The sequence below is a fragment of the Sinisalibacter aestuarii genome (genome assembly GCF_027923545.1).
Lineage (GTDB): Bacteria > Pseudomonadota > Alphaproteobacteria > Rhodobacterales > Rhodobacteraceae > Sinisalibacter > Sinisalibacter aestuarii.
Map to the genome: position 1 here is coordinate 124,396 of NZ_BROH01000007.1, position 19,858 is coordinate 144,253.

Here is a 19,858-nt window from a genome sequence, read left to right on the forward strand (position 1 = left end):
GGCGGCCTTTTTTCATCCGCTCAGAAGCGGGTGTAGATATCGCCGCGGGTGAGGCCAATATCCGACAATTCGCGGTCGGAGAGCTTTTCCAGCGCGACGCGGGTGGCGTAGCGGCTGCGGGCCTTGGCCACGCGGTGGGCCAGAGCTTCGAGCGAGCGGGTCAGGCGCGGGGCGAAAGCGAAGCCCGTGGCGCGCAGGGTGATGTCGATGGCGGTCATTGTCCTGTCCTCAATAGGGGTGTGTTCTCCGAGCCGGCAGATAAATGCCCGCGCTCTGTGCGAGTAGAGGAGAGTTTGCATAATCCCTATGCGGTTTCTGCATGACTGTCCGGCGCCGGTCCGGGAGGGGCGCAGGGGCGTTTTTTCTGGCAGATGTTCGCGTTTCGTGCTATCCGGAGCAAAACCAACAAGGGGCAGGGCAGCTCATGCGCGTGATCGGGATCGACCCGGGGCTACGCAACCTCGGATGGGGCGTGATCGACACCGACGGTGCGCGCATCTCTCATGTGGCCAACGGCGTGGTCCACGGCGCGGGCGAGGTGCTGGCCGACCGGCTGCTTGCCTTGTTCGACGGGCTCACCGAGGTGATCGCGCGGTTTTCTCCCGATACGGCGGCGGTGGAACAGACCTTCGTCAACCGCGATGGCGCGGGCACGCTGAAGCTTGGTCAGGCGCGCGGTGTGGCGATGCTGGTGCCGGCGCGTGCGGGGCTGACGATTGGCGAATACGCCCCGAACCAGGTGAAGAAAACGGTGGTGGGCGTCGGCCATGCCGACAAGCGCCAGATCGACCATATGGTGCGGCTGCAATTGCCGGGCGTCGAGATCGCCGGGCCGGATGCCGCCGACGCGCTGGCCATCGCGCTGACGCACGCCCATTTCGCCCGCGCCTCGGGGCGGCTTGAAGAGGCGCTGCGGCGGGCCTCGGCATGATCGGGCGTATCGCCGGGCGGATCGAATACAAGGCCCTCGACCATGTGCTGATCGACGTGCGCGGCGTGGGCTATGTGGTGCATTGCTCCGACCGCACGCTTGCGGGCCTGCCCGGCCCGGGTGAGGCGGTGGCGCTCTGGACCGATCTTCTGGTGCGCGAAGACCTGTTGCAGTTGTTCGGCTTCACCACCTTGGCCGAGAAGGAATGGCACCGGCTCCTGATGTCGGTGCAGGGGGTCGGCGCGAAAGCCTCGATGGCGATCCTCGGCACGCTCGGAGCCGATGGGGTGAGCCGGGCGATCGCGCTGGGCGACTGGAACGCGGTGAAGGCCGCGAAAGGGATCGGCCCGAAAACCGCGCAGCGGGTGGTGAACGAGCTGAAAGACAAGGCGCCGGCGGTGATGGCGATGGCGGGGGCAGCCGCGCCCACCGCGCCGGAGCCGGACGATGCGCCGCTGGTGGAGCCCGACGCGCCGCGCCCGGCCGCAGCGCCAGCCAACGCCGCCGCCCAGTCGGAGGCGCTTTCGGCGCTGCAAAACCTGGGCTACGCCCCGGGCGAGGCGGCCAGCGCCGTCGCCACGGTGCTGGGCGAAACCCCCGAAGCCGACACGCCCGCCCTGATCCGCGCCGCCTTGCGGCTGCTCGCGCCGAAAGGGTAGGGAGGCGCCATGCAAGAGCCCGACCCCACCCTGCGCCCCGATCCGCGCCCGGAAGACAACGACCGCGCCCTGCGGCCGCAGTATCTGGCCGATTTCATCGGTCAGGCCGAGGCGCGCGCCAATCTGCGGGTGTTCATCGAAAGCGCCCGGAGCCGGGGCGAGGCGATGGACCATGCGTTGTTTCACGGGCCGCCCGGCCTTGGCAAGACGACGTTGGCGCAGATCATGGCGCGCGAACTGGGCGTGAATTTCCGTATGACCTCCGGCCCGGTGCTGGCCAAGGCGGGCGACCTTGCCGCGATCCTCACCAATCTCGAAAAGAACGACGTGCTGTTCATTGACGAGATCCACCGCATGAACCCGGTGGTGGAAGAGGTGCTCTACCCGGCGATGGAGGATTTCGAGCTCGATCTGGTGATCGGCGAGGGCCCCGCCGCGCGCACCGTGCGGATCGAGTTGCAGCCCTTCACGCTGGTCGGCGCCACCACAAGGCTCGGCCTGCTCACCACGCCCTTGCGCGACCGGTTCGGCATCCCGACCCGGCTGCAATTCTACACCGAGGACGAATTGCATGAGATCGTCACCCGCAATGCGGTGAAGCTCGGCGCGCCCGCCGACACCAATGGCGCGCGCGAGATCGCCAAACGCGCGCGCGGCACGCCCCGGATCGCCGGGCGGCTGCTCCGGCGCGTGCTCGATTTCGCCGTGGTCGAGGGCGACGGCACCATCACCCGCGAATTGGCCGACATGGCGCTTACCCGGCTCGGGGTGGATCATCTGGGCCTCGACGGGGCCGACCGGCGCTACATCACGCTGATGGCGGAGCATTATCAGGGTGGCCCGGTCGGGATCGAAACGCTGGCCGCGGCGCTGTCGGAAAGCCGCGACGCGCTGGAAGAGGTGATCGAGCCTTACCTGCTTCAGCAGGGGCTGATCCAGCGTACCCCGCGCGGGCGGATGCTGGGCCAGCGGGCCTGGACGCATCTTGGCCTCACGCCCCCGAAACCGCCGGGCCAGACCGATCTGTTCGACTGAGGAGAGCCAGATGCGCCGCCTGTTGCTTGCCCTTTTCCTGCTGATCGCCGGCCCTGCCTGGGGTTTCGAGACGAAGCTGGGGACATTGGAAATCGTCGAGGCTGGGGACGGGATGATGGCGATGCGCTCGGGCGCTGAGCTGATCGAGCTGCCCACCGCGCCCTATCTCGCCTTCTTCGAAGAGCAGATCGGCGATTGGGTGCTGATCATCCTGTCGGAAGGCGGCAATGCCTGCAACGGGCATTACACATGGTTTCACGCCGTGCCGGGCGACATGCGCTTTTCGCCCGTCTTCGGCACCTGCGCCCCGGCGACCGGGATCGCGGCGCGGCCCGATGGCGCGCTGGCGGTGACGATGGTGCGCATCGAACCGGGCGCCCCGCCGGTCACCTATCTGTGGGACGGGGCGGTGTTGCGCGAGGAAGACGCGCCGCGCCCGGCCTCGGGCATGGCAGAGGGCGACGGGCCGGACTTCTGGATCGGGCGCTATCCGTTCGAACTGATCGCCGCCGCCGATTATCAGGACAGGCTCGCCGCGATCATGGGCGCGGCGGCGCTGGTCGAGGCCGACCGGCTGATCGACCTCTCGTCGCCCTTCGCGGTGGAGGGGGGCTGGATCGTCGGCGCCGGCTGCGTCAAATGGGCCTGCAACAGCGAGCGCGGCGTGGTCGCCGTGTCGCGTGCCGACGGGCGGGTGATCGTCGCCCTGACCACGCCGGAGGATGGCCCGCGCCTGTATGGCGATCCGGGCGGGCCGCTGCCGCCGGCCATCGTCGCGCTGCTTGCCGGGCCGTAGAGCCGGTTGCGGGTGCGGGGGCAAGCTTTTATGCCTGCGGCGCGAGTATTTTTGCAAGGATGAAGGAGCGCGCGATGGTGCCGGACGAGGTGCAGGGCCTGTTCATGCGCGGGGCGGATTATGCCTTCGCGCGTTGGGGGCGGCCGATCGTGCCGGTGGTGTTCGGCGTCGGGGATGAGACGCTGGCCACGATCAAGGGGGCGATCGAGGCGGTGGTGGCGCTGGCCGGTCACAAGATGGCCGAGACCGACCCGGAACTGGGCGCCAACCTGATGCTGTTTTTCCTGCGCGACTGGGCCGAACTTCTGGATGTGCCCAATCTCGGCGAGATGATCCCCGATCTCGCCGCCACCGTGGCGCGGCTTGAGGCGGCGGGGGCGGCGCAATACCGCGCCTTTCGCTTCGACGAGGCCGGCGCGATCCGGGCCGCCTTCGTGTTCGTGCGGATGGCGGGCGGGATGGAAAAGCTCTCGGCCGAGACCGTCGCGCTCACCCAGGCGGTGCAGGCACTGCTGACATGGGGCGAGGCGGCCTTCGCCGAGACCTCGCCGCTGGCGCTCCACCCCGGGACCGGCGCGGTCATCCTGCGGCCCGAGATCGCCGCCGTGATCCGCGCCGCCTATGACCCGGTGATGCCGGCGGCGGCCAGCGACCCGAGCCATGCCCTGCGGCTTTACGCGCGGATGCAGCGATGAGGGCGTTCCTCGCCCTCGATCTGCCCGAGGCGGCGCTGGCGCCGATTGCGCGGCTGCAGGCGGGGCTTGTCGTGGGCAAGCCGGTGCCCGAGGACAACCTGCACCTTACCCTCGCCTTTCTGGGCGATATCAATGACATGCAGGCAGCCGAGATCGCCGGGGCGCTGTCGGTGCTGCATCTGCCGCCTTTGGAGCTGACGCTGACGGGGCTCGATCTGTTCGGTGGGCGGCGGCCTTCGGTGCTGTTCGTCAGGGCGCAGGCGGCGGGGCTGGAGGCGCTGCACGACAAGGCGGCGCGGCTGGCGCGTGAGGCGGGTGTGACGCTGCCGCGCGAGCGCTTTCGCCCGCATGTGACCATCGCGCGCTTTGCCCGCGAGATGACGGCGAAGGATCAGCAGAAGCTGGGTGAATTCCTGGCCCTCAACGCCACTTTCGCCTTGCCGCCGCTGCCGGTGGCAACGCTCACCCTCTACCGCTCGCATCTGCGCCATGAGGGCGCGATACACGAAGCTCTGGCCGAGGCCACGCTGGGGCGATAGGAAGGCCGCATGACCCATCGTTTCCCCCTCCGCGTCTATTATGAAGACACCGATCTTGCCGGGATCGTCTATTACGCCAATTATCTCAAATTCATCGAGCGCGCCCGCACCGAGTTCGTCCGCGAGCGCGGGGTGGATCAGCGTGCGCTGAAGGAGGCCGAGGGGATCATCTTCGCCGTGCGCCATATCGAGGCCGATTACCTCGCTCCGGCGAAGTTCGACGATGAGCTGGTCGTCGAGACCAGCGTCGAGCCCAGTGCCGGGGCGCGGATCGTGATGCGCCAGAACGTTCTGCGCGACGGCAAGGTGCTGTTTTCGGCGGTGGTGACGATCGTGCCGGTCAGCGAGGCGGGGCAGGTGGCCCGGCTACCGGCGAATATCCGCCTGTCGCTGCACTGAAACGCCCCTTTCACCGCCCATGACGCGGTTTCGTTGGCTTTCCCCGTTGTTTTGCGCTATTTCTCGGGCAAATAGCCGTCCGAAAGAGATGGCATCCACGAGGCAGGCAGAACGGGACCAATGGAAACCGAAATTCTCGCATCGGCGCAGGAGATCGACTTCTCCTTTTTCGCGCTTTTTCTTCGCGCCACGCTGATCGTCAAGCTGGTGATGCTGTTGCTGTTGGCGGCATCGTTTTACTCCTGGGCGATCATCGTGACCAAATTCATCCAGTATCGCAAGGCGCGCGCCGAGGCGGCGGTGTTTGACCAGTCGTTCTGGTCGGGCAACCCGCTCGACGAATTGTTCGACGATGTCGGGCCAAGCCCGGACAGTCCGTCGGAGAAGGTCTTTGCCGCCGGGATGCTGGAATGGCGCCGCTCGCACAAGGCCGATGGCGGGCTGATCGGCGGCGCGCAAAGCCGGATCGACCGGTCGATGGACGTGGCCATCGCCAAGGAGGCGGAGGGGCTGAACAAGGGCCTGTCGTTCCTGGCCACGGTGGCCTCGTCGGCGCCCTTCATCGGCCTTTTCGGTACGGTCTGGGGCATCATGCACAGCTTCATCGAGATCGCCCAGCAGCAGAACACCAACCTCGCGGTGGTGGCCCCCGGCATCGCCGAGGCGCTGTTTGCCACCGGGCTGGGCCTGCTCGCGGCCATTCCGGCGCTGATCTTCTACAACAAGCTGACCGCCGACAGCGACGGGATCGTCGCGGGCTGGGAAGCCTTCGCCGACGAATTCGCCACCATCCTCAGCCGCCAGTTGGACAGCTGATATGGGCGCGAATGTAGCAACCGCAAAACCCCGCGCCCGGCGCGGGCGGCGGCGCGGCAAGCACCGCGCGATGATGGCCGAGATCAACATCACGCCGATGGTCGACGTGATGCTGGTGCTGCTCATCATCTTCATGGTCGCAGCCCCCCTGATGACCGTGGGCGTGCCGGTGGAACTGCCGAAGACGGCGGCCACGGCCCTGCCGGCGGTGGAGGAGGAGCCGCTCACCGTGTCGATCACCGCCGAGGGCGCGATCACCCTGATGAAAACCGAGATCACCGCCGACGAGCTGATCCCGAAGCTGCGCGCGATCGCGGCCGAACGGTCGGACAACAAGGTATTCCTGCGCGCCGATGGCCGCGTGCCCTATGAGATCGTGGCCCAGGTGATGGGCGCGCTCAATTCCGGCGGCTTCAACAATATCGGCCTGGTGACCGATACCGGCGGGCCGGATATGGGCGGGCAATAGACCTGTTGCGATGAAAACCGGCTACATCATATCCGGCGTTGCGCACGGGGCGCTTATGCTTTGGCTCCTGTTCGGGGGGCTGATCACGCGCCATCGTGACGAGCCGCTTCTGGCGGTGGCCGAGGTGTCGATCGTCACCGGGGCGGAATTCGCCGCGATGACCGCGCCGCAGGAGGCGGTGGCCGCCGCGCCGGATGCGTCGCCGACGCCGCCCGCGCGCCCGGCGCCCGAGCCGGAACCCGAGCCTGAGCCGGCCCCGGAGCCTGAGCCTGAGCCCGAGCCTCAACCGGAACCGGACCCCGTGCCGGTGCCCGAACCGCCCGCGCCTGAGCCCGAGCCGGAACCCGAACCCGAACCTGAGCCTGAGCCGCAACCGGAACCTGAGCCGGTGACGCCGCCTGAGGCCGACCGGGTGACCGATGAGGTTGTGGAAGCGCCCGAGGAACCGCTGCCGGTGGGGCCGGAGCTGGTCGAGGATACCACGCCCGACGAGGCCGCGCCGGAGGAAACCCCGGTCGAGGAATTGCCCGCGCAGGCGCCCGAGGAATCGACGACCGAGATCGTCACCGAGGCGGAGCAGCCTGAACTGGCGCCCACCGCCTCGATCCGCCCGCGCACCCGGCCCACGCCGCCCGCGCCCACCCCGACGCCGCCTGCCGAGACCGCCGCCGCCGACCCCACCCCCGCGCCGAGCCGCGATGACGCGATCGACAGCGCGGTGGACGATGCGCTGGCGGATGTTCTGGGCGAGGCCGCCAGCGGCAGCCCGGCGCCCTCCGGCCCGCCGCTGACGCGCGGCGAGCAGGACGGGCTGCGCGTGGCGGTGCAGCAATGCTGGAACGTCGGCAGCCTGTCGAGCGATGCGCTGCGCACCACGGTGGTGGTGCTGGTGACGATGGCGCGCGACGGCACGCCAGAGGGGATCGAGATGGTCTCGTCGAGCGGGGGCGATTCCACCGCAGCCGCCAGCGCCTACGAGGCGGCCCGGCGCGCGGTGATCCGCTGCGGCGCGCGCGGCTTCCCGCTGCCCGCCGAGAAATACGACCAATGGCGCGAGATCGAGATGACCTTCGATCCGAGCAATATGAGGATCCGGTGATGACGCGCGCTCTGTGCACGGCGGCCAGTCGCCGATATCCCCCGTGTGCCGCAGCTTGCCTGTGGCATAAACAACAAAAGCCGTCTAATCCAAGGACCGAGAGGGCATGATGATTTTCATTCGTTTCCTGACGCTGGCGCTCACCGTGCTGAGCTTTGCCCAGATCGCGGCGCCAACGGCGCTGCGGGCAGAACCGTTGCGGATCGTGATCGACGAAGGCGTGATCGAGCCCTTGCCCTTCGCCATTCCGGGCTTCGTCTCGCCCGGCGGCGAAAGCGCGCAATATGCCGCCGAGATCACCCGGGTGATCGCCGCCGACCTTGCAGGCACCGGGCTGTTTCGCGAAATCCCGTCTTCGGCCTATATTTCCGGGGTGACCAGCTTCGATGCGCCCGTCGCCTATGCCGACTGGAAGGCGATCAACGCCCAGGCGCTGGTGACCGGCGCGGTGGATGTATCGGGCGGCAATCTCAGCGTGAAATTCCGCCTCTACGATGTGTTTTCCGATGCGCCGCTGGGCGAGGGGCTGCAATTCACCGGCACGGTCGCCGGCTGGCGGCGGATCGCCCACAAGGTGGCCGATGTGGTCTATTCCCGGATCACCGGCGAAGGCGGCTATTTCGACAGCCGGGTGGTCTTCGTCAGCGAGCAGGGACCGAAGGACGCCCGTCTGAAACGGCTGGCGATCATGGATTACGATGGCGCCAACGTCCAATACCTCACCGATAGCGGCGCGCTGGTGCTCGCTCCGCGCTTTTCGCCGGCGGGTGACCGGGTGCTCTATACCTCCTATGAAAGCGGCAGCCCGCAGATTTATCTGCTCGACGTTGCTTCGGTGGGCAAGGTGGCGCTCGGCACCCAGGGCGCGAACATGACCTTCGCGCCGCGCTTCTCGCCCGACGGCCAGTCGGTCGTGTTCTCGCTGGAGCAGGGCGGCAATACCGACATTTACGCCATGAGCCTCAATGGCGGCAACCTGCGCCGGCTGACGCAAGACCCCTCGATCGAAACCGCGCCCTCGTTCAGCCCCGATGGCAGCCGGATCGTTTTCGAAAGCGACAGGTCGGGCACCCAGCAGCTCTACGTCATGTCCGCCTCGGGCGGCGAGGCGACGCGGATCAGTTTCGGCCCCGGCCGCTACGGCACCCCGGTCTGGAGCCCGCGCGGCGATCTGATTGCCTTCACCAAGCAAAACCAGGGCCGCTTCCATATCGGTGTGATGCGTACCGATGGCAGTGAGGAGCGGTTGCTGACCGCCTCCTTCCTCGACGAGGGGCCGTCGTGGTCGCCCAACGGGCGGGTCATCATGTTTTCGCGTGAGAGCCAGGGGGCCGAGGGCGCCTCGGCGCTCTACTCGGTGGATATTTCGGGGCGCAACCTGCGCCGCGTCACCACGCCGAGCGCGGCCTCTGACCCGGCCTGGGGGCCGCTGCAGAATTGACCGGCGCGCGCCAAGCGCCCGATTCCCAAACCGTTGCCGGTCTGATAGACTGGCAGAAACGAGCGACCAAAATGATCAATTACAGGACTTTTGACATGAAAAAGCTGATGATCGCGACGATGCTGGTGGGGGCGCTGGCGCTGACCGCCTGCGACAAGAACAGCCGCTTCGGCGACGATGCGATGGCCGCGGGTGCCGGGGCGGGCGATTTTGCCGCCGGGTCGCCCTCGGACCCGACCTCGCCCGCCTACTTCAACCAGACCATCGGCGACCGTGTGCACTTCGCCGTCGATCAGTCGACGCTGAGCGCCGAGGCGCAGGACGTTCTCGCCAAGCAGGCCGCCTGGCTGATGGAAAACACCGAATATTCGGCGATCATCGAGGGCCATGCCGACGAGCAGGGCACGCGCGAATACAACCTCGCGCTCGGCGCCCGCCGCGCCAGTGCGGTGCAGAGCTACCTGATTGAGCGCGGTGTCTCGCCGTCGCGGCTGAAGACGATCTCCTACGGCAAGGAACGTCCGCTCGCGATCTGCTCCGATGAGACCTGCTATACCCAGAACCGCCGCGCCGTGACGGTGCTGACGGCGGGCGGCGCAGGTGTGTAACGGGTTGTAAGTGCAGGGAATGGTGAGATGAAACTGCTGAAACGTCTGTTCGCGGCGGGGCTGATCCTGTCCGTGGTGGCAACACCTCTCGCGGCGCAGGACCGCGCTCAGACGCTTGCGGATATCCGTCAGGAACTCACCGTTCTCTATGTCGAGATCCAGCGGCTGAAGGTCGAGCTTAACACCACCGGCGGCGCGGCCAGCCCGAGCGGGGCGGGGTCGATGCTCGACCGGGTGAACGCGCTGGAGGCGCAGCTCACCCGGCTCACCAACAAGACCGAAGAGCTGCAATTCCGCATCGACCAGGTGGTGAAGGACGGCACCAACCGGGTGGGCGATCTGGAGTTCCGCCTTTGCGAGCTGGAGGCCGGTTGCGATATCGGCGCGCTTGGCGATACGCCCACGCTTGGCGGGGGCGAGCTGCCGGCGGTGGCCACGCCGGTGGCCCCGGCCATGCCCGCCGATCCCGCCGCGCCCGGTTCGGGCCAGCTTGCGGTGGCCGAACAGGCCGATTACGACGCCGCCGTTTTGGCGCTGGAAGAGGGCCGCACGCAGGACGCGGCCGATCTGCTCGGCACCTTCCTCAGCAATTACCCTGGCGGCCCGATGAGTGGCGAGGCCAATTACCTGCGCGGCGAGGCGCTGACCGAGCTTGGCCAGGTGGCCGATGCGGCGCGCGCCTATCTCGCCTCCTATTCCGGCACGCCCACCGGCCCGCGCGCACCCGATGCGCTGTTGAAGCTGGGCCTGGCGCTCGGCCAGCTCGGCCAGGTCACCGAGGCCTGCGTGACGCTCGGTGAAGTGGCCAATCGCTTCCCTGCCGCGCCCGCCGTGGCCGAGGCGCAGGCGGCCCAGACCCAGCTCGGATGCCAGTGACCGGGGCGGAGGACCGCCTCGGGCGAACGCTCAGCGCCGACCCTTTCTGGAAAGACCTCACACGCCTTGGCGTCGCCGTCTCCGGCGGCGGCGATTCGATGGCGCTCCTGCACCTGCTGGCCGCCTGCGCGCCCGCCCATGGTGTGACGCTGGCGGCGGCGACGGTGGATCACGGGTTGCGGCCCGAGGCGGCGGCGGAGGCCGCCTTCGTGGCCGAGACCTGCGCCCGCCTCGGCATCGCCCATGACACGCTGCGCTGGCAGGGCTGGGACGGGCAGGGCAATCTGCAGGCCGAGGCCCGCGCCGCGCGCTACCGGCTGCTTGGCGGCTGGGCGGTGGCGCAGCGGCTCGATGCGGTGGCGCTGGCCCATACCGCCGACGATCAGGCCGAGACCTTCGTGATGCGGCTCGCCCGCGAGGCCGGGGTGGACGGGCTGGCGGCGATGGACCCGCTGGTCGAGCGCGATGGCGCACGATTCTGGCGCCCGGTACTGGCGCAGGGGCGTGACGACTTGCGCTCCTGGCTCTCCGCGCACGGGCTGGGCTGGTGCGACGATCCCTCGAACGAAGATGAGCGCTATGACCGGGTCCGGGCGCGCAAGGCGCTGGCGGTGCTGGCGGAGCTTGGTATCGACAGGGGCAGGCTCGGCGGTGTCTCGCGCAATCTCGCCGCCGCGAGCCGGGCGCTCAAACGCCTTGCCCATGACACCGCCAGGCGGATTGCGCGGGTCGAGGCGGGGGATGTGCTGCTGTCGCGGGCCGGGCTGAGGGATGCGGATGCAGAGATTCGCCGCCGCCTGCTCGCCGCCGCGCTCGGCTGGATCTCCCGCGCGCCCTATCCGCCGCGCCGCGAGGCGCTGGCCGATCTGGACCGGGCGATCGCGGCGGGCCAGACCCATACGCTGCATGGCTGCCTTGTGGCATGCATTGACGGAGACGTCAGGTTTTTGCGTGAATTCAATGCGGTGAAAGACGTTGTTGCCACGCCCGGTCAGCTTTGGGACGGGCGCTGGCGCGTGGCCGGGCCGGATGGCGGGCGCAGGGTGGGCGCGCTTGGCGAGGCGGTGAAGGATTGCCCGGATTGGCGTGAGACCGGCCTGCCGCGCGCCGCGCTGATGGCCAGCCCGGCGGTCTGGCAGGGCGAAACACTGGTCGCCGCGCCGCTGGCCGGGTTCGCCAACGGCTATTCGGCGGTAATCGACCCAGAGGCAGGTGATTTCTTCACTTACGTTTTATCGCATTGAACCCGGCGTTATCCTCCCTATTTTAAGAACAACCCGCGCGCCGGGGGCTGCGCGGAGATTTCTTCAAGGGAGACCGACTTGGGCAACGCGAGAAATTTCGCCTTCTGGATCGTGCTGTTTCTGCTGATCCTGGCCTTGTTCAACCTGTTCTCGAACGGCCAGAGTTCGATGGCCTCGTCCCAGGTGAACTACTCCGATTTCGTCGCCGCCGTGGATTCCGGCGAGGTGACGAAAGCCACGATCGACGGCGAGAATGTGCGCTACGTGACGACCGATGGCACCGTTTATTCCACCGTCGTGCCGGGCGATGCCTCGCTCACCGACACGCTGATCGCCAAAGGCGTCTCGGTCGAGGCCGAGCGCCAGCAGCAATCGAGCTTCATGGGGCTTCTGTCGCTGCTCTTGCCGGTGATCATCCTGATCGGCTTCTGGTTCTTCATGATGAACCGGATGCAGGGCGGGGGCCGTGGCGGGGCGATGGGCTTTGGCAAGAGCCGGGCCAAGCTGCTCACCGAGCGCGAGGGCCGGGTGACCTTCGACGACGTGGCCGGGATCGACGAGGCCAAGGACGAGCTTCAGGAGATCGTGGAATTCCTGCGCAACCCGCAGAAATTCAGCCGCCTTGGCGGCAAGATCCCGAAAGGCGCGCTGCTGGTCGGCCCGCCGGGCACGGGTAAGACCCTGCTGGCGCGCGCCATCGCGGGCGAAGCGGGCGTGCCCTTCTTCACCATTTCGGGCTCCGACTTCGTGGAGATGTTCGTCGGCGTCGGCGCGAGCCGGGTGCGCGACATGTTCGAGCAGGCCAAAAAGAACGCGCCCTGCATCGTGTTTATCGACGAGATCGACGCCGTGGGCCGCCATCGTGGCGCCGGTTATGGCGGCGGCAATGACGAGCGCGAGCAGACGCTGAACCAGCTTCTGGTCGAGATGGACGGGTTCGAGGCCAATGAAGGCGTGATCATCGTCGCCGCGACCAACCGTAAAGACGTGCTCGACCCGGCGCTGCTGCGCCCGGGCCGGTTCGACCGGCAGGTGACGGTGCCCAACCCCGATATCAAGGGCCGTGAAAAGATCCTCGGCGTGCACAGCCGCAAGATCCCGCTCGGCCCGGATGTGGACCTGCGCATCATCGCGCGCGGCACGCCCGGCTTTTCGGGCGCCGACCTTGCCAACCTCGTGAACGAAGCCGCGCTCATGGCCGCCCGCGTCGGCCGCCGCTTCGTGACGATGGAGGATTTCGAACAGGCGAAAGACAAGGTGATGATGGGCGCCGAGCGCCGCTCGATGGTGCTGACCGACGAGCAGAAGGAGCACACCGCCTATCACGAGGCGGGGCACGCCATCGTCGGCCTGACGCTGCCGAAATGCGACCCGGTCTACAAGGCCACGATCATCCCGCGCGGCGGCGCGCTCGGCATGGTGGTTTCGCTCCCCGAGATGGACCGGCTGAACTGGCACAAGGACCAGTGCGAACAGCAGCTCGCCATGACCATGGCCGGCAAGGCCGCCGAGATCCTCAAATGGGGCGAAGACGAAGTGTCGAACGGCCCGGCGGGCGATATCATGCAGGCGAGCCAGCTCGCCCGCGCGATGGTGATGCGCTGGGGCATGTCCGACAAGGTCGGCAATATCGACTATGCCGAGGCTGCCGAAGGCTATTCGGGCAACACCGCGGGCTTCTCGGTTTCGGCCCATACCAAGGAACTGATCGAGGAAGAGGTGCGCCGCTTCGTGCAGGACGGCTACGCCCGCGCCAAGCAGATCCTCGAAGAGAAGAAGGACGAGTGGGAACGACTGGCCCAGGGCCTTCTGGAATACGAGACCCTGACCGGCGACGAGATCAAGCGTGTGATGGCGGGCGAGCCGCCGCATGTGGACGAAGACGATGACGGCACGCCGGCGCAGGAGGAGGCCGAAGTATCGGTCGCCGCGATTCCGAAAACCAAGCCGCGCAAGAAACCCAAGGGTGGGCTGGAGCCGGAGCCCACGGCGTGAGCCGTCATTCAAAGATCGACTGGAACCCCGGGGCCTATGCAAGGTTCCGGGGTTTGCGTATGCGCCCGGCGCTGGACCTGCTTCGGGCGATCGACGAGATCCCGCCCGGCCCGGTGATCGACCTTGGCTGCGGCGCCGGCGCGGTGGGGCAGGTGCTGTCGGAGCGGTTCCGTGGCCACCGGCTGATCGGGGTCGACAATTCGCCCGCGATGCTGGGCGAGGCGGGGCGCAGCGGCTTCTATTCCTGGCTGACCCAGGCCGACATTGCCGGCTGGGCGCCCGACGACATGGCCCGCCCCGGGCTGATCTATTCCAATGCCGCGCTGCACTGGCTCGACGCGCATGAAGACCTGATGCCGAGGCTCGCGGGCTTTCTCGCGCCGGGCGGTGTGCTGGCGGTGCAGATGCCGGGCCAGTTCGACGCGCCGAGCCATGCGCTGATGCGCGAGGTGGCGGCGGCGCTGTTTCCCGACCGCTTCGAGGGGGGCACCTGGCACCCGCCGGTGGCCGCGCCGGAGGATTACGCCCGCCTGCTTGCCCCCTTCGGGCCGGTCGATGCCTGGGAGACCACTTATCTCCAGCGCCTCGCGCCGGTGCGCGGCGCCCATCCGGTGCGCCGCTTCACCGAATCCACCGCGATGCGCCCGATCCTCGACGTGCTCACCGCCGCCGAGACCGAGCTGTTCATCGCCACCTATGAGAACGAACTGGCCGCCGCCTATCCGCAGGAAGACGATGCCTCGGTGTTCTTCCCGTTCCGCCGGGTGTTCTTCGTGCTGGAGCGCGGCTGAGGCCGCCCGAATCCCTGCTATGCATACATTTGATGCCTGATTCATCGCCTGATATGCGCTGAATGAGCGCGAATGTATGCCTTTGGCGATATTTGCCCTCTGGCTGGTATCCATAATGATCTGATTAAAAATGAATCTTTTCCTTCATGAGCACGGGTTTCACGATAAGGCCGCTCGCGCTGCAAAACATGTCGGATTTCCGCATGCCTTCGGTTATGTATACATGTATAGGGTCGCAACACGGACCCGAACCGCCGAGGGAGGACGACAGATGAGCCACAAGACCGATATCCAGATTGCCCGTGAGGCGAACAAGAAGCCGATCCAGGAGATCGGCGCAAAGCTGGGGATCGGCTCCGAACACCTGCTGCCCTATGGCCACGATAAGGCCAAGGTGGCGCAGGACTTCATCACCTCGCTCAGCGACCGGCCCGATGGCAAGCTCATCCTCGTGACCGCGATCAACCCGACCCCGGCGGGCGAGGGCAAGACCACCACCACCGTGGGCCTTGGCGACGGGCTGAACGCCATCGGCAAGAAGGCCGCCATCGCCATCCGTGAAGCCTCGCTCGGCCCGAATTTCGGGATGAAGGGGGGGGCCGCCGGCGGCGGCTATGCGCAAGTGGTGCCGATGGAGGATATGAACCTCCATTTCACCGGCGATTTTCACGCCATCACCGCGGCGCATAACCTGCTGGCCGCGATGATCGACAACCACATCTACTGGGGCAACGAATTGGGCATTGACGAGCGCCGCGTGGTCTGGCGCCGGGTGCTCGACATGAACGACCGCGCCCTGCGCGACGTGGTCACCAGCCTCGGCGGCGTGTCCAACGGCTTTCCGCGTCAGACCGGGTTTGACATCACCGTCGCCTCAGAGGTGATGGCGATCCTCTGCCTGGCCGACGATCTCGACGATCTGCAATCCAAGCTCGGCGACATCATCGTCGCCTATACCCGCGACCGCGCGCCGATCACCTGCCGCCAGATCGGCGCCGACGGGGCGATGACGGTTCTGCTCAAGGACGCGATGCAGCCCAATCTGGTGCAGACGCTGGAAAACAACCCCGCCTTCGTCCATGGCGGCCCCTTCGCCAATATCGCGCATGGCTGCAACTCGCTGATCGCCACCCGCACGGCGCTGAAACTGGCCGATTACGTGGTGACGGAAGCGGGGTTCGGCGCCGATCTGGGGGCCGAGAAATTCATGAACATCAAGTGCCGCAAGGGCGGGATCGCCCCTTCGGTGGTGGTGATCGTCGCCACGGTGCGGGCGATGAAGATGAACGGCGGCGTTGCCAAGGCCGATCTCGGCGCCGAGAACGTGGCGGCGGTGAAGGCCGGCTGCCCGAACCTTGGCCGCCACATCGAAAACGTGAAGAGCTTCGGCGTGCCGGTGGTGGTGGCGATCAACCATTTCGTCTCCGATACCGAGGCCGAAATTCAGGCGGTGAAGGATTATGTGGAAGGCCACGGGTCGGAGGCCATCGTGGCGCGCCACTGGGCCGATGGCTCGGCGGGGATCATCGAGCTTGCCACCCGCGTGGCCGAGATCGCCGACAAGGACAGCGCCCATTTCGCGCCGCTCTATCCCGACGAGATGGGGCTGTTTCAGAAGATCGAGACCATCGCCAAACGCATCTACCGCGCCGACGAGGTGCTGGCCGACAAGAAGATCCGCGATCAGCTCAAGGCCTGGGAAGAGGCGGGCTATGGCGATCTGCCGGTCTGCATGGCCAAGACGCAATACAGCTTCTCGACCGATCCCAACCTGCGCGGTGCGCCCACCGGCCATTCGGTGCCGGTGCGCGAGGTGCGGCTCTCGGCCGGGGCCGGGTTCATCGTGGTGATCTGCGGCGAGATCATGACCATGCCGGGCCTGCCCTCGAAACCCGCCGCGATGTCGATCCGGATCAGCGACGATGGCGAGATCGAGGGCTTGTTTTAAACGGTATACTATGGCATACCGCGATGGTCCGGCGGGCTGGCCGGGCCATCGCGCAAGGATGTGACCATGACTGACCGTCTGCCCCGCGCCGCCATCATCGACGGCAAGGCGATTGGCGCGAAGATCCGCGCCGAGGTGGCCGAAGAGGCCGCGCGCCTGTCCGGCCAGGGCTGGACGCCCCGGCTCGTCTCGGTCTCGGTCGGCGATACCGCCGCCGCCGAGCTTTACGTGCGCAACCAGCAAAAGCAGGCAGAAGGCGCCGGCGTGGCCTTCGAGGCGCGCAGCTATCCGCAGGAAACCTCGCTGGAGCAGCTTATCGGCATCCTTCAGGGGCTGAACCACGATCCGCGCGTGAACGGCATCATCATCCAGCGGCCGCTGCCCGCCCATATCCCGGTGAAGGCGCTGCAAAAGGCAGTGCATCCACTGAAGGATGTGGAGGGGATGCACCCCGCCTCGATCGGCAATATCGTCTATAACGATCTCGCGCTCGGCCCCTGCACGGCGGTGGCGGCGGTGGAGATCTTGAAAACCCTGCCGCTGAAGATCGAGGGGCTGGACGTGACGGTGATCGGCCATAGCGAGATCGTCGGCAAGCCCATCGCCTTTCTGATGATGGGGCTGGGCGCGACGGTGACGGTCTGCCACCACATGACCCGCTCGGTGGCGATGCATTCGCGCGCCGCCGATGCCGTCTTTGTCGCCGTCGGCAAGCCGGGGCTGGTGACCGGCGACATGATCAAGCCCGGCGCGGCGGTGATCGACATCGGCATCAACCGGGTCGACGGCAAGACGGTGGGCGACGTGGATTTTGCCAGCGTGGCCGAGGTGGCGGGATGGCTCACCCCGGTGCCCGGCGGTGTCGGCCCGGTGACCGTGGCGACGCTGATGAAGAACGCGGTGCTGGCCACCCGGCTGCAAATGGAGCATTACCGGGACGCATACGCGAAAACCGATATCTAGGGGGCGAGAATGACGGCGAAGATCATCGACGGGAAGGCCTTTGCGGCGGATGTGCGGGCAAGAGTGGCCGAACAGGTGGCGGCGATGAAGGCCGCGCATGGCATCACGCCCGGCCTTGCCGTGGTGCTGGTGGGAGAAGACCCGGCCAGCCAGGTCTATGTGCGCTCGAAGGGCGAGAAGACCCGCGAAGTGGGGATGAATTCGTTCGAATACAAATTGCCGGCGGATGTGCCCGAGGCCGAGCTTTACGCGCTGATCGACAAGCTCAACGCCGATCCGCAGGTGCATGGCATTCTGTGCCAGTTCCCGGTGCCGCCGCATCTGTCGGAGCGAGATATCATTGCCCGGATCAGCGCCGAGAAGGATGTGGACGGGCTGAGCGTGATCAATGCCGGGCGGCTGGCGACAGGGCAGAAGGCGATGGTGTCCTGCACGCCGCTGGGCTGTCTGATGATGCTGCGCGACGAGCGCGGCGATCTGTCGGGCCTCGACGCGGTGGTGATCGGCCGGTCGAACCTCGTCGGCAAGCCGATGGGCCAGCTCCTGCTGCGCGACAATTGCACCGTGACGATGACCCACAGCCGCACCCGCGACCTCGCCGAAGCAATACGCCGCGCCGATATCGTGGTGGCCGCCGTCGGTGTGCCCGAGATGGTGAAGGGCGACTGGATCAAGCCGGGGGCGACGGTGATCGACGTGGGCATGAACCGCCTGCCGCCCGAAGAAGAGGGCGGCAAGGGCCGGCTGGTGGGCGACGTGGATTTCGCCGCCGCCAAAGAGGTGGCCGGCGCGATCACGCCGGTGCCGGGCGGGGTGGGGCCGATGACAATCGCCTGCCTGCTGGCCAACACCCTCACCGCCACCTGCCGCGCCAATGGACTGCCCGAACCCGAGGGGCTGACGGCCTGAGGCTCAGTCGCTGAAGCTGGGCGGGCGCTTCTGCAGCCCGGCCATCACCGCTTCCATCTGGTTGGGCTGGCCCACCAGCGCCTCCTGCGCCGCGCTCTCGGCCAGCAGCGCGGCGGCGGGCGGCATCAGCGCAGTCTCGGTGATGAGCCGCTTGGCGGCGCGCACCGCGTCGGGCGAGCGGCTGGCGATCTCCTGCGCCAGCGCCGTGGCGTGGGCGAGCGGGTCATCGGCGATCTCGGTGACGAAGCCCCAGCCGAGCGCCGCTTCGGCATCGAACATCTCCGCCGTATAGGTCAGCCGCCGGATCACGTCGGAGCGCGCCAGCCGGGGCATCAGCACCATGCCGCCCATATCGGGCACCAGCCCCCAACGCGTCTCCATCACCGAAAAGCGCGCATCCGGGGCGGCGACGCGGATATCGGCGCCCAGCATCACCTGAAAGCCGCCGCCGAAGGCATGGCCCGAAACGGCGGCGATCACGGGCTGCGGCAGTTCGGCCCAGATCATCGCGGCGGCCTGAAACAGGTTCGAGCCGCCATGGGTGCGGGTGGTGAAGCCGGTTTCGCGGGCGAGGCGGGCGATCTCGGGCAGGGCGGCGGTGTCAAGCCCCGCCGAAAAGCTGCCGCCTGCGCCGGTCAGCACCACCGCGCGCACCGTGCGGTCGCCGCGCAGCGCCTCGCCAGTGGTCACCAGCGCCTCGATCAGCGGCAGATCGAGGGCATTGAGCTTGTCGGGCCGGTTGAGGGTGACGGTGGCGACGGGGCCGCTCAGGGCGAGGGTGACGCGGGCGTTCATGGGCTCCTCCATTTGCCCGCAGGATGGCGGCGCGGGCGGTGCAGGGCAAGCGTGACGCCGCGCTAGCGCGGCATCGGGATCGCCCGCGGCGGATCGCCCGTCATCACCGCCAGCGCCTCCGGCCCCATCAGCGCGGCGAGCGCGGCATCGTCGCTGCGCAGGCCGCCGGTATAGGTGCCATAGGCGGGCAGGATCGCCCGGGCGCTGTCGACCAGTAGGCAGGGCCGCGCCCGCGCCCGGCCCCCGGCCGCAATCCGCGCCTTGGGGTGGTAATGGCCCGAGACCTCGCCCTGCGCCTCGGGCCGGGCGATGTGGCGGAAGGTGAGCGGGCCGAGGCGGAGCGCGGCGCGGTGGCTGCCGGCCAGCCCGGTGGGGCCGGGATCGTGATTGCCCTCGATCCAGACCCAGTCGCGCCCGGCGATGAGGCGGGTGAGCCAACCCTGCGCCGCTGCGTCCAGCCCGCCCGCCGCCGCGTGATCGTCGAAGGAATCGCCGAGGCAGATCACCTGCGCAGCCCCGGTCGCGTCGAGATCGGCTTCGAGCCGGGCGAGCGTGTCGCGCAGCTCGTAGGGTGGCAAAAGCGCCCCGGCATTGCGGGCAAAGCGCTCGGACCGGCCAAGGTGCAGATCGGAGACGGCGAGCACCCGGTGCTCGGCCCAGTAGAGCGCGCCGGACGGCAACAGGGCGAGGGAGGCGCCGGCAAGGGTGAAGCGGTGGGCGTTCATGCTTCGTTCGTTGACGGATTCCGTGGCCCGGTGCAAGGGGAAAGCGCGGGCGGTGGCCTGGTTAACGAGTGGTGAATGGCGCGCGCGGTGGGATGGAAAAGTGTTTATTGGCAGGGGAATAGCGG

At 67.7% G+C, this 19,858-nt stretch carries 22 protein-coding genes; 19 read left to right on the top strand and 3 right to left on the bottom strand.

Features of this window, described 5'->3' with window-relative positions; all coding sequences use genetic code 11:
• Positions 1–20 precede the first annotated feature (20 nt).
• The gene (locus QMG28_RS12780; RefSeq protein ID WP_281842697.1) at positions 21–218 is read right to left on the bottom strand and encodes a DUF1127 domain-containing protein; all 198 of its coding nucleotides are present in this window, start codon (positions 216–218) and stop codon (positions 21–23) included.
• A 206-nt stretch (positions 219–424) separates the two neighbouring features.
• On the opposite strand from QMG28_RS12780, the gene ruvC reads away from it, so the two are divergent.
• From ruvC to folD, 19 genes are all read left to right on the top strand, one after another.
• Positions 425–931 carry a crossover junction endodeoxyribonuclease RuvC gene (gene ruvC, locus QMG28_RS12785; protein ID WP_281842698.1) on the top strand — a complete coding sequence of 169 codons (507 nt, stop codon included), beginning with the start codon at positions 425–427 and terminating at the stop codon, positions 929–931.
• A complete protein-coding gene (ruvA, locus tag QMG28_RS12790; protein WP_281842699.1) occupies positions 928–1,590 on the top strand; it encodes a Holliday junction branch migration protein RuvA in 663 nt (220 codons plus the stop codon). Before ruvC ends, ruvA begins: the two co-directional genes overlap by 4 nt.
• 9 nt (positions 1,591–1,599) lie before the next feature.
• Positions 1,600–2,625 carry a Holliday junction branch migration DNA helicase RuvB gene (gene ruvB / locus QMG28_RS12795; RefSeq protein ID WP_281842700.1) on the top strand — a complete coding sequence of 342 codons (1,026 nt, stop codon included), beginning with the start codon at positions 1,600–1,602 and terminating at the stop codon, positions 2,623–2,625.
• Positions 2,626–2,635: 10 nt separating this feature from the next.
• Positions 2,636–3,421, top strand: a complete 786-nt coding sequence (locus QMG28_RS12800) for an Ivy family c-type lysozyme inhibitor (protein WP_281842701.1) — start codon at positions 2,636–2,638, stop codon at positions 3,419–3,421.
• 59 nt (positions 3,422–3,480) lie between these two features.
• Complete coding sequence (locus tag QMG28_RS12805) at positions 3,481–4,116, top strand: hypothetical protein (RefSeq protein ID WP_281842702.1); 636 nt, start codon at positions 3,481–3,483, stop codon at positions 4,114–4,116.
• Positions 4,113–4,655, top strand: coding sequence for an RNA 2',3'-cyclic phosphodiesterase (gene thpR, locus QMG28_RS12810; protein WP_281842703.1), 543 nt, complete (start codon positions 4,113–4,115; stop codon positions 4,653–4,655). Before QMG28_RS12805 ends, thpR begins: the two co-directional genes overlap by 4 nt.
• A gap of 9 nt (positions 4,656–4,664) precedes the next feature.
• On the top strand, positions 4,665–5,054 hold the full coding sequence (gene ybgC, locus QMG28_RS12815) for a tol-pal system-associated acyl-CoA thioesterase (RefSeq protein WP_281842704.1): 390 nt from the start codon (positions 4,665–4,667) through the stop codon (positions 5,052–5,054).
• Between the two features lie 120 nt (positions 5,055–5,174).
• The gene (gene tolQ, locus QMG28_RS12820) at positions 5,175–5,870 is read left to right on the top strand and encodes a protein TolQ (RefSeq protein WP_281842705.1); all 696 of its coding nucleotides are present in this window, start codon (positions 5,175–5,177) and stop codon (positions 5,868–5,870) included.
• Position 5,871: 1 nt separating this feature from the next.
• Positions 5,872–6,339 carry a protein TolR gene (tolR, locus tag QMG28_RS12825; RefSeq protein WP_281842706.1) on the top strand — a complete coding sequence of 156 codons (468 nt, stop codon included), beginning with the start codon at positions 5,872–5,874 and terminating at the stop codon, positions 6,337–6,339.
• 55 nt (positions 6,340–6,394) lie between these two features.
• On the top strand, positions 6,395–7,438 hold the full coding sequence (locus tag QMG28_RS12830; RefSeq protein ID WP_434784443.1) for a hypothetical protein: 1,044 nt from the start codon (positions 6,395–6,397) through the stop codon (positions 7,436–7,438).
• A 106-nt stretch (positions 7,439–7,544) separates the two neighbouring features.
• The gene (gene tolB / locus QMG28_RS12835) at positions 7,545–8,879 is read left to right on the top strand and encodes a Tol-Pal system beta propeller repeat protein TolB (protein ID WP_281842708.1); all 1,335 of its coding nucleotides are present in this window, start codon (positions 7,545–7,547) and stop codon (positions 8,877–8,879) included.
• 95 nt (positions 8,880–8,974) lie between these two features.
• Positions 8,975–9,487 carry a peptidoglycan-associated lipoprotein Pal gene (pal, locus tag QMG28_RS12840; protein WP_281842709.1) on the top strand — a complete coding sequence of 171 codons (513 nt, stop codon included), beginning with the start codon at positions 8,975–8,977 and terminating at the stop codon, positions 9,485–9,487.
• A 27-nt stretch (positions 9,488–9,514) separates the two neighbouring features.
• Positions 9,515–10,363 carry a tol-pal system protein YbgF gene (ybgF, locus tag QMG28_RS12845; RefSeq protein WP_281842710.1) on the top strand — a complete coding sequence of 283 codons (849 nt, stop codon included), beginning with the start codon at positions 9,515–9,517 and terminating at the stop codon, positions 10,361–10,363.
• Positions 10,354–11,607, top strand: coding sequence for a tRNA lysidine(34) synthetase TilS (gene tilS, locus QMG28_RS12850; protein ID WP_281842711.1), 1,254 nt, complete (start codon positions 10,354–10,356; stop codon positions 11,605–11,607). The genes ybgF and tilS overlap by 10 nt, the downstream gene beginning before the upstream one ends.
• A gap of 78 nt (positions 11,608–11,685) precedes the next feature.
• Positions 11,686–13,602, top strand: coding sequence for an ATP-dependent zinc metalloprotease FtsH (gene ftsH / locus QMG28_RS12855; protein WP_281842712.1), 1,917 nt, complete (start codon positions 11,686–11,688; stop codon positions 13,600–13,602).
• Positions 13,599–14,393 carry a methyltransferase domain-containing protein gene (locus tag QMG28_RS12860; protein WP_281842713.1) on the top strand — a complete coding sequence of 265 codons (795 nt, stop codon included), beginning with the start codon at positions 13,599–13,601 and terminating at the stop codon, positions 14,391–14,393. Before ftsH ends, QMG28_RS12860 begins: the two co-directional genes overlap by 4 nt.
• A 271-nt stretch (positions 14,394–14,664) precedes the next feature.
• Entirely contained in the window at positions 14,665–16,341 is a 1,677-nt protein-coding gene (locus QMG28_RS12865) for a formate--tetrahydrofolate ligase (protein WP_281842714.1), read from the top strand.
• 66 nt (positions 16,342–16,407) lie between these two features.
• Positions 16,408–17,304, top strand: a complete 897-nt coding sequence (locus QMG28_RS12870; RefSeq protein WP_281842715.1) for a bifunctional 5,10-methylenetetrahydrofolate dehydrogenase/5,10-methenyltetrahydrofolate cyclohydrolase — start codon at positions 16,408–16,410, stop codon at positions 17,302–17,304.
• A 9-nt stretch (positions 17,305–17,313) separates the two neighbouring features.
• Positions 17,314–18,213 carry a bifunctional methylenetetrahydrofolate dehydrogenase/methenyltetrahydrofolate cyclohydrolase FolD gene (gene folD / locus QMG28_RS12875; protein ID WP_281842716.1) on the top strand — a complete coding sequence of 300 codons (900 nt, stop codon included), beginning with the start codon at positions 17,314–17,316 and terminating at the stop codon, positions 18,211–18,213.
• Between the two features lie 3 nt (positions 18,214–18,216).
• On the opposite strand, the gene QMG28_RS12880 is transcribed toward folD, so the two are convergent.
• Both QMG28_RS12880 and pdeM read right to left on the bottom strand, forming a co-directional pair.
• Entirely contained in the window at positions 18,217–19,008 is a 792-nt protein-coding gene (locus QMG28_RS12880) for a crotonase/enoyl-CoA hydratase family protein (RefSeq protein ID WP_281842717.1), read from the bottom strand.
• A gap of 62 nt (positions 19,009–19,070) precedes the next feature.
• Entirely contained in the window at positions 19,071–19,733 is a 663-nt protein-coding gene (pdeM, locus tag QMG28_RS12885; RefSeq protein WP_281842718.1) for a ligase-associated DNA damage response endonuclease PdeM, read from the bottom strand.
• Positions 19,734–19,858 lie beyond the last annotated feature (125 nt).